We start from the raw sequence: 12,215 nt of genomic DNA, 5'->3' as shown, positions 1-12,215 counted from the left end.
TTTACGGCTGCTTCGCCCGAGCGCGGACAGGCCGGCGGGAGCAAGCTCCCTCGCCACACAAGCGCGATTACTCGCCTGCGTTCCCGCCATGAAACTTGAACAGGTCCCGGCGCTGTTTCTTGCTCGGTTTGCCGTCGGTGCTGACGCCCAGGGCGCCGGCCTTGCGCTGGGCTGCGGCGTTTTCGCGTTTGGCGATACTGGCTTCGGTCTCAACGTACAACGTCTGGGCCTCAGGGGCGCCACGGCGGACGATCGAGAGTGCCTGGACCACCACGGTGCGCTCATCGAAACCGGCGCGGATCTGAAACTCGTCACCAATCCTCGGTTCTTTGCCCGGCTTGCAGCGCTCCCCCCGGCAATGCACCTTGCCGCTTTCGATCGCTGCTTTGGCCAACGCACGGGTTTTGTAGAAGCGCGCCGCCCACAACCACTTATCGAGACGGACTTTGTCGTCCTCTTCGTTTTTTTGTGCCATGGGTTTTCCTCATTCTGAAATATTTCTGAACTGTACTACCGTTTCTGTCGTGCCATGAATTTCGCCGGTTCAGCATACAATGCGCGACGCTTTCGAGCCTCGCTCGGCAGCCGAGAATCCGGGCCGTAGATATCTGTCGCCTTTTAACCTTTATTCTGCGTGAATACCGCAAATTCGGCCGCTTTGCGGTGCGAACGGTTCCTCACCGGTTGAGCACATTTGAAGACATTTGACCATTTGACCGTTGTGGGTCTGCGCGAGTGGGTGGCGCTCCCTGATTTGGGAGTTGCGGGCCTGCGGGCGAAGATCGACACCGGCGCCAGCACCTCCAGCCTGCATGCCACCGAAATCGAGCCGTTCGAGCGCGACGGGGAAACGTGGGTGCGTTTCAACGCGCACCTGGGCACGGTGGTGCAGTTGCGTCACCGCCGCTGCGAAGCGCCGCTGGTGACGATGAAGACCATTAAAAGCTCCAACGGCCAAGCACAGGTGCGTTACGTGATCAGTACCACCCTGGCGCTCGGCGATCGGGTTTGGCGAGTGGAGTTCACCCTCGCCTGCCGCAAGTCCATGCGTTATCGCCTGCTGCTCGGTTCCAAAGCCCTGATCGACGGCCAATTGGTGGTCAATCCAGGCATTAAATACGTTCAAGACAAGCCGGTGTTCCCGGTGTCCACTACCTCTTCCACAGGTGTTGCATGAAGATCGCTGTGCTGTCGCGGAACCCGCGTCTGTATTCCACTCGTCGTTTGGTTGAAGCCGGCACCGAACGCGGCCATGAGATGGTGGTGATCGATACCCTGCGTGCCTATATGAACATCGCCAGTCATAAGCCGCAGATCCACTACCGCGGCAAGCCGCTGGAAGGCTTTGACGCTGTGATCCCGCGGATCGGCGCCTCGGTAACTTTTTACGGCTGCGCGGTGTTGCGCCAGTTCGAAATGATGGGCGTGTTCCCGCTCAACGAGTCGGTGGCCATCGCCCGCTCGCGGGACAAACTGCGCTCGCTGCAATTGCTTTCTCGTCGCGGTATCGGTTTGCCGGTCACCGGTTTTGCTCACTCGCCGGACGACATTCCCGACCTGATCGAAATGGTCAACGGCGCACCGTTGGTGATCAAGGTGCTGGAAGGCACTCAGGGCATCGGCGTGGTGATGTGTGAAACGGCGACGGCGGCGGAGTCGGTGATCGAGGCGTTCATGGGCCTCAAGCAGAACATCATGGTTCAGGAATACATCAAGGAAGCCGGCGGCGCGGACATTCGCTGCTTCGTGGTCGGCGACAAGGTGATCGCCGCGATGAAGCGTCAAGCCAAGCCCGGCGAGTTCCGTTCCAACCTGCACCGTGGCGGTAGCGCCAGCCTGATCAAGATCACCCCCGAAGAGCGCATGACCGCGCTGCGTGCGGCCAAGGTCATGGGTTTGAGCGTGGCGGGTGTGGATATCCTGCGTTCCAACCATGGGCCACTGGTGATGGAAGTGAACTCGTCGCCAGGGCTGGAAGGGATCGAAACCACCACCAGCAAAGACGTGGCGGGGATCATCATTCAGCACATCGAGAAGAACGGCGGGCCGAATATGACGCGGACCAAAGGAAAAGGCTAGCGCTCGGCCAGTCCCATGGTGGCGAGGGAGCTTGCTCCCGCTGGAGGCCGAAGGACTCCCAAATGCAGCGGTTGTGCTGGATCAGGTTAAACACAATCGCTGGTTTTGCGGTTGCTGCACAACCGAGCGGGAGCAAGCTCCCTCGCCACAAGGATCGCGACCTGCCGTTAGACAGCATCCCTCGGCAACATCAGCCCAAGCGGCAACCGCACTCGCGCTTCCAGGCCGCCACCGGAGCGGTTGCGCAGTTCAACGTTGCCGCCATGCATCGACGCAATCCGCTTGACGATGGCCAGCCCTAGCCCGGTGCCCTTGCCGCCCCGCGCGCGGTCGCCACGGGTGAACGGGTTGAAGATCGCTTCCAGCTCTGACGGATCGATCCCGGCGCCACGGTCCATGACGCTCAGCACCACGTAAGGTGCGCTGACGTCGCCCGAAACATACGCCGCCACCTCAACGCCGCTGCCAGCGTGATGCAAGGCGTTGCCGATCAGGTTGTTCAAGAGACGTTTCATCGAGACCCGGCGCAACGGGAACGGCTGGATCGGCTCCAGACGCAAGCGCACCCGCTCCTCGTTCTGGTTGTAAGGCGCCGCCACTTCGCGCACCAGATCACTCAGGTCGACTTCCTCGACCGACTCGTCCCGACCATCGCGAATGAATGCCAGGAACTGGTCGAGAATCGCGTCCATGTCTTCGATGTCACGCACCATGTCGTCGCTCAGGTCGCTGTGATTACCCATCAGCTCCAGCGACAGACGCAAGCGGGTCAACGGTGTGCGCAGGTCGTGTGATACCCCGGCGAGCATCAATTCACGTTCGCGGCCGGCCTGTTCAACGTCTTCCGCCATCTGGTTGAACGCCCGATAGACCTCGGTCATTTCGCTCGGTGTGTCGCTGATCGGCAGGCGCACGCTACGCCCCTGGCCCAGTTGCCGGGCGGCATCGACCAGCCGCTTGAGCGGTTGGTTGAGCTGGCTGACGAAAATCCACGCCGACGCGGTGGATAACAAGCCGATGGCGAGAAACCAGCCGAGTACGTTCCAGATTTTCTGGCCACGCAACGGATGCGGGTACAGCGGCACTTTCAACCAGCCGTCACCCAGGCTCGGGGCCCGAACCCAAAGCGCCGGCGGTGCGTGCATGCGCAATCGCACTTCGGTGTCGGCACCCAGTTCGGCCTGCATCTGTCGTTGGTAGATTTCGCTATAGGGCCAATGCTGTTCACCCTCGGGAACACCGGCGCCCACCACACGAATCAGTGTTGCGGCATCGGCAATCTTTGCCCGGTTTTCTTCGTCCGCAGCCCAGTAGGCACGCAAGGTCAGCGCGACACCGTGACTGTATTGGCGATCCACCAGCACGTCCTCGTTCATCAACAGATAAACCAGGGTCAGCGCCTTGGAAAACAGCACGACGATCAGCACCAGCCAGAGGGTGCGAGAGAAGAAACTTTGGGGGAACCACACGGGGGTTTTCATAGACAACCGCTACATACTTTGCAGGAGCGAGCGAAGCTCGCAGAGTTGCGGATCGCGAATCAACCGGGTGACACGTTACCCGGCTGACCCGCTCCTACAAATCACCGATCACTTGGTCGCGGTGCCGTCCGGAACGAACACGTAACCCACGCCCCAGACCGTTTGAATGTAGCGTGGTTTCGATGGATCAGGCTCGATCATCCGGCGCAGGCGGGAGATCTGGACGTCGATGGAACGCTCCAGTGCATCCCATTCGCGGCCACGGGCCAGATTCATCAACTTGTCGCGGGTCAGTGGTTGACGCGCATTCATCACCAACGCCTTGAGCACCGCGAATTCACCGGTGGTGAGCATGTGTACTTCGTCGCCGCGCTTGAGTTCGCGAGTCGCCAGCGACAATTCGTAATCACCGAAGGTCACGCTTTCGTCTTCGCTGCCTGGTGCGCCCGGTACGGGAGCCGACTGGCGACGCAGGACCGCTTTGACACGCGCCATCAGCTCGTCCGGGTTGAACGGCTTGGCCAGGTAATCGTCGGCACCCAGTTCCAGGCCCTTGATACGGCTCAGCTCATCGCCCTTGGCGGTCAGCATGATGATCGGAATCTGATTGTTTGCGCCACGCAAACGACGGCACGCAGTCAGGCCGTCTTCGCCGGGCAACATCAGGTCGAGGACGACCAGGTTGAACACTTCACGCGCCAGCAAACGATCCATTTGCTCGGTATTCGGTACGGCGCGGGCACGATAGCCCTTGCTGACGAAAAAACGTTCCAGCAGGCTGCTGAGCCCCGGATCGTCGTCAACGATAAGAATTTTTTCGCCTTCAGCAGTTTGTGCAGTGCTGCTCATTGGATGCTCCTTTGATCTCGGTGCGCATTATGGCGTAGCTGCCGTTATACGCACCGTGTGCATTGTTAGCAGATTTTTCCTCTACCGCCAGCGACATGGCCTTTATGCCTACAGCCTGCGATGCCCCCATCGGGCAGAACGGCGGTTATAATGCGCGGCCTTTTGTGTCGGGCAACGTCTGATCGTTACTGCCGGTGGCGGCTTTTTATTTTTCATCGCCCGGCAGTAATTGTTCGATTCCACGGGTCAATGGGATGCCTTTTGATCCAGGTAGCGGCGCTGGCCAGGCCGCTCAACCAGACTCGCCGGGCCTTATTCCCTGCGCCCGCGAGCCTGCTTTCACAATTTGTCAGGTGGTTTTATGGACAGCATCAACAGCCGCATCGCCGAGGAACTCGGTGTACGCCCACAACAGGTCGAAGCGGCCGTCGCGCTACTCGATGAAGGCTCCACGGTGCCCTTCATCGCCCGCTACCGGAAAGAAGTGACCGGCAGCCTCGATGACACGCAATTGCGGCATCTGGAAGAGCGTCTGCGCTACCTGCGAGAACTCGACGAACGGCGCATCAGCATCCTTGCCAGCATCGAAGAGCAAGGCAAGCTGACCCCGCAACTCGAGCGCGATATCAAACTCGCCGACACCAAGACCCGCCTCGAAGACTTGTACCTGCCGTACAAGCAAAAACGCCGCACCAAGGGCCAGATCGCCCTGGAAGCCGGCCTTGGCGAACTGGCCGACGGCCTGTTCAACGACCCGAACCTGACGCCAGACACCGAAGCCGCACGCTTCGTCAACGCCGAAAAAGGCGTGGCGGATGTGAAGGCGGCCCTCGAAGGCGCCAAGTACATCCTCATGGAACGCTTCGCCGAAGACGCCAACCTGCTCGACAAGTTGCGCAATTACCTGAAGCAGGAAGCCACGCTCAGTGCCCGCGTGATCGCCGGCAAGGAAGAAGAAGGCGCCAAGTTCCGCGACTATTTCGAACACGACGAACCGCTGAAAAGCATGCCATCGCACCGCGCCCTGGCGATTTTCCGTGGCCGCAACGAAGGCATTCTCAGCTCCGCACTGAAAGTCGGTGACGAGCTGCCGGGCACCATGCACCCGTGCGAGGGCATGATCGGTCAGCAATTCGGCATCGCCAACCAGAACCGCCCAGCCGACAAATGGCTCGGTGAAGTGGTGCGCTGGACCTGGAAGGTCAAGCTCTACACCCACCTGGAAACCGACCTGCTCGGCGAGCTGCGCGACGGCGCCGAGACCGAGGCGATCAACGTGTTCGCGCACAACCTGCACGACTTGCTGCTGGCCGCTCCCGCCGGCCCACGTGCCACGCTGGGCCTGGACCCGGGCCTGCGCACCGGTTGCAAGGTGGCGGTGGTCGACGCCACCGGCAAGCTGCTGGATCACGCCACGGTTTACCCGCACGTGCCGCACAACAAGTGGGACCAGACCATCGCCGTGCTCGCCGCCCTGTGCGCCAAGCACTCGGTGGACCTGATCGCCATCGGCAACGGCACTGCCAGCCGTGAAACCGACAAGCTCGCCGCGGACCTGATCAAAAAATACCCGGCGATGAAAATGACCAAGGTCATGGTCTCCGAAGCCGGCGCTTCGGTGTACTCGGCCTCGGAACTGGCCTCCAAGGAATTCCCGGACCTCGACGTGTCGATCCGTGGCGCGGTGTCGATTGCCCGTCGCTTGCAAGACCCGCTGGCCGAGCTGGTGAAAATCGACCCGAAATCCATCGGTGTCGGCCAGTACCAGCACGACGTGTCGCAGTTGAAACTGGCGCGCGGCCTGGACGCGGTGGTCGAGGACTGCGTGAACGCCGTTGGCGTCGACGTGAACACCGCCTCCGTTGCGCTGCTGGCCCGCATTTCCGGCCTCAACGCGACCCTGGCGCAGAACATCGTGACCCACCGCGATGAAAACGGTGCGTTCAAAACCCGTGCTGCCTTGAAGAAAGTCGCCCGTCTCGGCGAAAAGACCTTCGAACAGGCCGCCGGCTTCCTGCGCGTGATGAACGGTGACAACCCGCTGGACTCCTCCGCGGTTCACCCGGAAGCCTACCCGCTGGTGCAGCGCATCGCCGCTGAAACCGACCGTGACATCCGCTCGCTGATCGGCGACGCCGCTTTCCTCAAGCGTCTCGATCCGAAGAAGTACACCGACGAAACCTTCGGTCTGCCAACGGTCACCGACATCCTGCAAGAACTGGAAAAGCCGGGCCGCGACCCGCGTCCAGAGTTCAAGACTGCCGAGTTCCAGGAAGGCGTCGAAGACCTCAAGGACTTGCAGCTGGGGATGATCCTCGAAGGCGTGGTGACCAACGTGACCAACTTCGGCGCCTTCGTCGATATCGGCGTGCATCAGGACGGTTTGGTGCATATCTCCGCGCTTTCGGAGAAATTCATCAAGGATCCGCGTGAAGCGGTGAAAGCCGGTGACGTGGTCAAGGTCAAGGTCATGGAAGTCGACATCCCGCGTAAACGTGTGGGTCTGTCGATGCGCATGAGCGACACCCCGGGTGAGAAGATCGACGGCGCTCGTGGCGCGCGTCCAGGTTCGGCGCCGCGTCAGTCTTCGAACCCTGCACCGCGTAAAGAAACCACGGCAGCCGCTCCAGGCAACAATGCCATGGCGTCGCTGTTCGCCAATGCCAAGCAGCTGAAGAAACGCTGATGGAAATCCCTGCGGGGTTGACCGAAAGCGCTTTTTTCAAGCTGCTGGGTTGCCGTTTGCACAGTCTTGAGGTCGGGGTGGCACAAGTCGCCCTGGCGCTTGAGCCGCAGCTGCGTAATCGCGGCGGCAAGCTGCATGGCGGGGCGTTGTTCAGTCTGGTGGACATTGCCATGGGGCTGGCTTGTTCCAGTTCCCATGGTTTTGACCAGCAGAGCGCGACCATCGAGTGCAAGATCAACTACATCCGCGCCGTGGCTGAAGGCGAGGTGATGTGCACGGCGCGGGTGATTCACCCGGGCCGGCGCACGCTGGTGGTCGAAGCCGATGTGATGCAAGGCGACAAACTGGTCGCAAAAGCACAAGGCACGTTCGCTGTCCTGTAGATGCGCATCATCAATTTGAGTTAATTTCGGCGCTGCGAAAGCTGCGCCGACGTTTCTTCGTGCGCGATAGCCAGTTTCAGGGATGGAGTATTGGCCTTTGCGAGTGGGTCATTGCAGCTCGATAATGAGGCGAAAACGCCAGTTTTAACTTCACCCTTGTAGACCGTCCTGCCCACCCCCATATTGGGGCGACTGACGCGTGAAGGAATCCAACTTGAGCGAACTTCTCAACCGCCGCCTGGCTCTGCTCGGCGAGCGCGCTAACCTCTCTCTGCTCGAACAGTGTCTTCACGGCATCGAACGTGAATGCCTGCGCGTGACGGGCGAAGGTCGCCTGGCGCAAACGCCGCACCCTGAAAGCCTGGGTTCCGCGCTGACCAACGAACAGATCACCACCGACTATTCCGAGTCGCTGCTGGAGTTCATCACGCCTGCCCTGCCGGACCCTGCGGACACGCTGGCGAGCCTGGACAAGATTCACCGTTTTGCCTACAGCAAGCTCGGCAACGAGTACCTGTGGAGTCCGTCGATGCCGTGCCCGCTGCCGGCCGAGGAAGATATCCCGATCGCCTACTACGGCACCTCCAACATCGGTCAGCTCAAGTACGTCTACCGCAAAGGCCTGGCCCTGCGTTACGGCAAGACCATGCAATGCATCGCCGGGATTCACTACAACTTTTCCCTGCCGGAAAAGCTCTGGCCGCTGCTCAAAGAGGCTGAAGGCTTTGTCGGCACCGACCGCGACTATCAGTCGGCGGCCTATATCGCGCTGATCCGCAACTTCCGCCGCTACAGCTGGCTGCTGATGTACCTGTTCGGCTCTTCGCCAGCGCTGGACGCCGGCTTCCTGCGCGGTCGCTCCCATCAGCTGGAGCAATTTGACGCCGAGACGCTGTACCTGCCGTACGCCACCAGCCTGCGCATGAGCGACCTGGGTTACCAGAGCAACGCGCAAGCCGGACTGACACCGTGCTACAACGACCTGAACAGCTACACCGACAGCCTGCGCAAAGCAGTGGCCACGCCGTACCCGCCGTACGTCGAAATCGGCACGCACCAGGACGGTGAGTGGGTTCAGCTCAACACCAACATCCTGCAGATCGAAAACGAGTACTACTCCAACATCCGCCCGAAACGCGTGACCTACACCGGCGAACGGCCGATCCAGGCGCTGATGGCCCGTGGCATTCAGTACGTTGAAGTGCGCCTGTTGGACATCAACCCGTTCATGCCGATGGGTATCGACTTGCCAGAGGCACGTTTCCTCGACGCATTCCTGCTGTATTGCGCGCTGAACGACAGCCCGCTGCTGACCGCCACCACCTGCGGCAACGCCACCTCGAACTTCCTCAGCGTGGTCAAGGAAGGTCGTCGTCCGGGCCTGCAATTGCAACGCGATGGTCAGTCGGTGGACATGAAAGAGTGGGCCTTGGAGCTGCTGGAAAAAATCGCCCCGCTGGCCGCGCTGCTCGATCAGAGCCACGGCGGCGACGCCCACAGCAAAGCCCTCGACGCACAACTGGCGAAAATCCAGAACCCTTCCCTGACCCCTTCCGCGCAAGTACTGGCAGCGATGACCGAGCACAAGGAAAGCTTCGCCCAGTTCTCCCTGCGCCAGAGTCAGGCCCACGCCGAGTTCTTCCGCAGCGAGCCGCTGCCTGCCGAAGAGCAGGCGCGCTTTGAAGAGCTGGCGCGCTCGTCGCTGGCCCAGCAAACTGAGCTTGAGCAGAACGAAGTCGGCGATTTCGACGTGTTTGTCGGGTCGTACCAGGCGAGCATTCTGGCGATCAGTAACTAGATATACACCTCTGTGGCGAGGGAGCTTGCTCCCGCTGGAGTCCGAAGGACTCCCAATTCCAGCGATAGTGTTTTACCTGATAAAACCCGTCGCTGATTTTGCGTCTGCTTCGCAGACGAGCGGGAGCAAGCTCCCTCGCCACAATGCTATACACAGGTCGCTGTCAGGTTTTTCCGCTCATAAGCTCATTCGAAAAAGTTATTTATTTTCGAATTCTTAGATCATTTAGTCTCATCACTCGCCGAAACCCCGGCCGCCAGATGAGGACTTTCATGATGAAACTGCACTTCCCCCTACGCCTCCTGGCGGCCGCTTCCCTGGCTGCAGCGAGCTTTTTCGCCCAAGCGGCTGATGTCACCGTCGCCTACCAGACCACCGTCGACCCAGCCAAAGTCGCCCAGGCTGACGGCAGTTACGAAACAGCCACCCACGCCAAAATCGACTGGCGCAAGTTCGACAACGGTGCCGACATCATCGCTGCCATCGCCTCGGGCGACGTGCAGATCGGCTACCTTGGCTCCAGCCCGCTGACGGCTGCAATCACCCGCAAGGTTCCGGTCGAAACCTTCCTCATCGCCACCCAGATCGGCGCCGCCGAAGCACTGGTGGCCCGTGACGGTTCCGGGATCAAGACCCCGCAGGACCTGATCGGCAAGAAAATCGCCGTGCCATTCGTTTCCACCGGTCACTACAGCCTGCTGGCCGCGCTCAAGCACTGGAACATCGACCCGTCGAAAGTCCAGATCCTCAACCTCGCGCCGCCGGCAATCATTGCCGCGTGGAAACGCGGCGACATCGACGCGACCTACGTGTGGGACCCGGCGCTGGGTGTTGCCAAGGAAAACGGCAACGTGCTGATCACTTCCGGCGAACTGGCCAAGTTCGGCGCGCCGACCTTCGATGCGTGGATCGTGCGCAAGGATTTCGCCGAGAAGCACCCGGAAATCGTCAGTGCCTTCGCCAAAGTCACCCTCGACGCCTACGCCCGCTACCGCAAAGACCCGCAAGCCTGGCTGGCGGATAAGGGCAATGTCGACAAACTGGTGAAACTCTCCGGTGCCAAGGCCAGCGACATTCCGTTGCTGCTGCAAGGCAACGTCTACCCGCTGGCGGCTGATCAGGTGATCACCCTCGGCGCGCCGACCACCAAGGCCATCACCGACACCGCGGCGTTCCTCAAGGAACAAGGCAAGGTCGAGGCCGTGCTGCCGGACTACGCCCCTTACGTCAGCGCCAAGTACATCACTAACTGATCGGGAGTTGACCGCGATGGCCTTGCTTCAGCTGGAGCGCATCAGCGCACAGTACCCCGGCACTGCCGAACCGGTGCTGGCGGACATTTCCTTAAGCCTTGGGCCCCAGCAATTGCTGGTCGCCCTCGGCCCGTCCGGCAGTGGCAAGACCTCACTGTTGAACCTGATTGCCGGGTTTGTCGAACCCAGCGCCGGACGCATCACCCTTGACGGCGTGCCGGTCAAAGGTCCGAGCGCCGAGCGTGGCGTGGTGTTCCAGGACGACGCGCTGCTGCCCTGGCAGGACGTGTTGGCCAATGTCGGTTTCGGTCTGGAACTGGCCGGTGTACCGCGTGATAAACGCGAAGTCCGTGCCCGGGAAATGCTCGCGCTGGTCGACCTCGCAGGCTTTGATGCGCGCCGCATCTGGCAGCTCTCAGGCGGTCAGAAACAACGTGTCGGCCTGGCCCGCGCACTCGCTGCCGACCCACGCGTGCTGCTGATGGACGAACCCTTCGGCGCCCTCGACGCGTTCACCCGCGAACAGATGCAGGAACTGTTGCTGCAAGTCTGGCGACGCACCGCCAAACCGGTGTTCCTGATTACCCATGACATTGAAGAAGCAGTATTCCTGGCCACGGATCTGATTCTGTTGGCGCCCAACCCTGGGCAAATCGTCGAGCGCCTGCTGCTGGATTTCGGTCAGCGTTACGCCGCTGGCGAATCGGCTCGGGCGATCAAATCCGACCCACGCTTTATCGAAACCCGCGAACACGTACTCGCCCGTGTGTTCTCCCAACGCAACGCCGCCCAGCGGCAGGAGCGCGCATGAGCAGTTATGAAATCCCGGCCACGACGGCCAGCCCCACCAGCCCATCGACGCTGATTCCGCTGCGTCGCAGCCTCGGCACACGCTGGATCAGCGTACTGACGCTGATCGCTTTGCTCGCGGTTTGGTGGGCTGTTACCGCCAGTGGTCTGATCGAGCCGTTGTTCCTGCCACCGCCGGCGGCTGTCCTGCAAAAAGGCTGGTTGCTGGCGACCACGGGCTATATGGACTCGACCCTCTGGCAACATCTGGGCGTAAGCCTCAGCCGGATTGGTCTGGGCCTGGGCTTTGCAGTCCTGACCGCCGTGCCGGTCGGTATCGCCATTGGTCACAACCGCATCGCACGCGGCGTTCTCGACCCGCTGATCGAGTTCTACCGGCCGATACCACCGTTGGCCTATCTGCCGTTGATCGTGATCTGGTGCGGCATTGGTGAGCTGTCCAAGGTGTTGCTGATCTATCTGGCGATCTTCGCCCCGATCGCCATCGCCACCGCGACCGGTGTGCGCACCGTCGACCCGGCCAAGTTGCGCGCGGCGCAGTCGTTAGGCGCGACCCGGGCCCAGCTGATTCGCCATGTGATTTTGCCGAGCGCGTTGCCGGACATTCTGACCGGCGTGCGTATTGGCTTGGGCGTGGGTTGGTCGACGCTGGTGGCTGCCGAGTTGATCGCCGCCACCAGCGGCCTGGGCTTCATGGTGCAGTCGGCCGCGCAATTTCTGGTCACCGATGTGGTGGTGCTGGGGATTCTGGTGATCGCGCTGATCGCCTTCGCCATGGAAATGGGCCTGCGAGCGCTGCAACGCAAACTGGTGCCGTGGCATGGCCAGGCGCATTGAGACGTTTTTTTAAGCACTGACTACGCCGACAGTTCGGCG

The 12,215-nt window shown here is 61.1% G+C and carries 11 protein-coding genes; 8 read left to right on the top strand and 3 right to left on the bottom strand.

Translation table 11 applies throughout. The annotated features are described in order from the left end of the window. Nucleotides 1–67: 67 nt before the first annotated feature. Entirely contained in the window at nt 68–475 is a 408-nt protein-coding gene (locus AO353_RS11765; protein WP_054595099.1) for an RNA-binding S4 domain-containing protein, read from the bottom strand. Nucleotides 476–694: 219 nt separating this feature from the next. Between AO353_RS11765 and AO353_RS11760 the strand changes: the two genes are divergently transcribed. Both AO353_RS11760 and rimK read left to right on the top strand, forming a co-directional pair. After that, nucleotides 695–1,177 (top strand): ATP-dependent zinc protease, encoded by a 483-nt coding sequence (locus tag AO353_RS11760; RefSeq protein WP_054595098.1) that lies wholly within the window; start codon nt 695–697, stop codon nt 1,175–1,177. Continuing rightward, nucleotides 1,174–2,079, top strand: a complete 906-nt coding sequence (rimK, locus tag AO353_RS11755) for a 30S ribosomal protein S6--L-glutamate ligase (protein WP_054595097.1) — start codon at nt 1,174–1,176, stop codon at nt 2,077–2,079. The genes AO353_RS11760 and rimK overlap by 4 nt, the downstream gene beginning before the upstream one ends. Nucleotides 2,080–2,246: 167 nt before the next feature. Here the strand turns inward: rimK and AO353_RS11750 are convergent, their stop codons facing one another. Continuing rightward, nucleotides 2,247–3,560 (bottom strand): ATP-binding protein, encoded by a 1,314-nt coding sequence (locus AO353_RS11750; protein WP_054595096.1) that lies wholly within the window; start codon nt 3,558–3,560, stop codon nt 2,247–2,249. 108 nt (nt 3,561–3,668) lie between these two features. Further along, nucleotides 3,669–4,409, bottom strand: coding sequence for a two-component system response regulator OmpR (ompR, locus tag AO353_RS11745; protein WP_054595095.1), 741 nt, complete (start codon nt 4,407–4,409; stop codon nt 3,669–3,671). Between the two features lie 361 nt (nt 4,410–4,770). Here ompR and AO353_RS11740 point away from each other — a divergent pair, with 361 nt between their 5' ends. The 6 genes from AO353_RS11740 to tauC all read left to right on the top strand — a co-directional run bounded on the left by AO353_RS11740 (nt 4,771) and on the right by tauC (nt 12,176). Next, nucleotides 4,771–7,095 carry a Tex family protein gene (locus AO353_RS11740; protein ID WP_054595094.1) on the top strand — a complete coding sequence of 775 codons (2,325 nt, stop codon included), beginning with the start codon at nt 4,771–4,773 and terminating at the stop codon, nt 7,093–7,095. After that, nucleotides 7,095–7,478 (top strand): PaaI family thioesterase, encoded by a 384-nt coding sequence (locus AO353_RS11735; RefSeq protein WP_054595093.1) that lies wholly within the window; start codon nt 7,095–7,097, stop codon nt 7,476–7,478. Before AO353_RS11740 ends, AO353_RS11735 begins: the two co-directional genes overlap by 1 nt. 214 nt (nt 7,479–7,692) lie before the next feature. Beyond that, nucleotides 7,693–9,276 (top strand): glutamate--cysteine ligase, encoded by a 1,584-nt coding sequence (gshA, locus tag AO353_RS11730; RefSeq protein WP_054595092.1) that lies wholly within the window; start codon nt 7,693–7,695, stop codon nt 9,274–9,276. Between the two features lie 275 nt (nt 9,277–9,551). Beyond that, complete coding sequence (gene tauA, locus AO353_RS11725; RefSeq protein WP_054598215.1) at nt 9,552–10,529, top strand: taurine ABC transporter substrate-binding protein; 978 nt, start codon at nt 9,552–9,554, stop codon at nt 10,527–10,529. Between the two features lie 16 nt (nt 10,530–10,545). Continuing rightward, nucleotides 10,546–11,340 carry a taurine ABC transporter ATP-binding subunit gene (gene tauB / locus AO353_RS11720; RefSeq protein WP_054595091.1) on the top strand — a complete coding sequence of 265 codons (795 nt, stop codon included), beginning with the start codon at nt 10,546–10,548 and terminating at the stop codon, nt 11,338–11,340. Further along, on the top strand, nt 11,337–12,176 hold the full coding sequence (gene tauC, locus AO353_RS11715; RefSeq protein WP_054595090.1) for a taurine ABC transporter permease TauC: 840 nt from the start codon (nt 11,337–11,339) through the stop codon (nt 12,174–12,176). The genes tauB and tauC overlap by 4 nt, the downstream gene beginning before the upstream one ends. The last annotated feature ends 39 nt before the right edge of the window (nt 12,177–12,215 follow it).

Origin of the sequence: Pseudomonas fluorescens (assembly GCF_001307155.1) — a bacterium.
Taxonomy (GTDB): Bacteria; Pseudomonadota; Gammaproteobacteria; order Pseudomonadales; family Pseudomonadaceae; genus Aquipseudomonas; species Aquipseudomonas helvetica.
The sequence above is the reverse complement of the archived record's forward strand: the minus strand, read 5'-3'. Positions and strand labels throughout refer to the sequence as shown.

Excerpts from the sequence above, each read along its gene's own strand:
- AO353_RS11765 (WP_054595099.1), bottom strand. The coding sequence starts at position 475 with ATGGCACAAAAAAACGAAGAGGACGACAAAGTCCGTCTCGATAAGTGG.
- rimK (WP_054595097.1), top strand. The coding sequence starts at position 1,174 with ATGAAGATCGCTGTGCTGTCGCGGAACCCGCGTCTGTATTCCACTCGT.
- AO353_RS11750 (WP_054595096.1), bottom strand. The coding sequence starts at position 3,560 with ATGAAAACCCCCGTGTGGTTCCCCCAAAGTTTCTTCTCTCGCACCCTC.
- ompR (WP_054595095.1), bottom strand. The coding sequence starts at position 4,409 with ATGAGCAGCACTGCACAAACTGCTGAAGGCGAAAAAATTCTTATCGTT.
- AO353_RS11740 (WP_054595094.1), top strand. The coding sequence starts at position 4,771 with ATGGACAGCATCAACAGCCGCATCGCCGAGGAACTCGGTGTACGCCCA.
- AO353_RS11735 (WP_054595093.1), top strand. The coding sequence starts at position 7,095 with ATGGAAATCCCTGCGGGGTTGACCGAAAGCGCTTTTTTCAAGCTGCTG.
- tauA (WP_054598215.1), top strand. The coding sequence starts at position 9,552 with ATGAAACTGCACTTCCCCCTACGCCTCCTGGCGGCCGCTTCCCTGGCT.
- tauB (WP_054595091.1), top strand. The coding sequence starts at position 10,546 with ATGGCCTTGCTTCAGCTGGAGCGCATCAGCGCACAGTACCCCGGCACT.
- tauC (WP_054595090.1), top strand. The coding sequence starts at position 11,337 with ATGAGCAGTTATGAAATCCCGGCCACGACGGCCAGCCCCACCAGCCCA.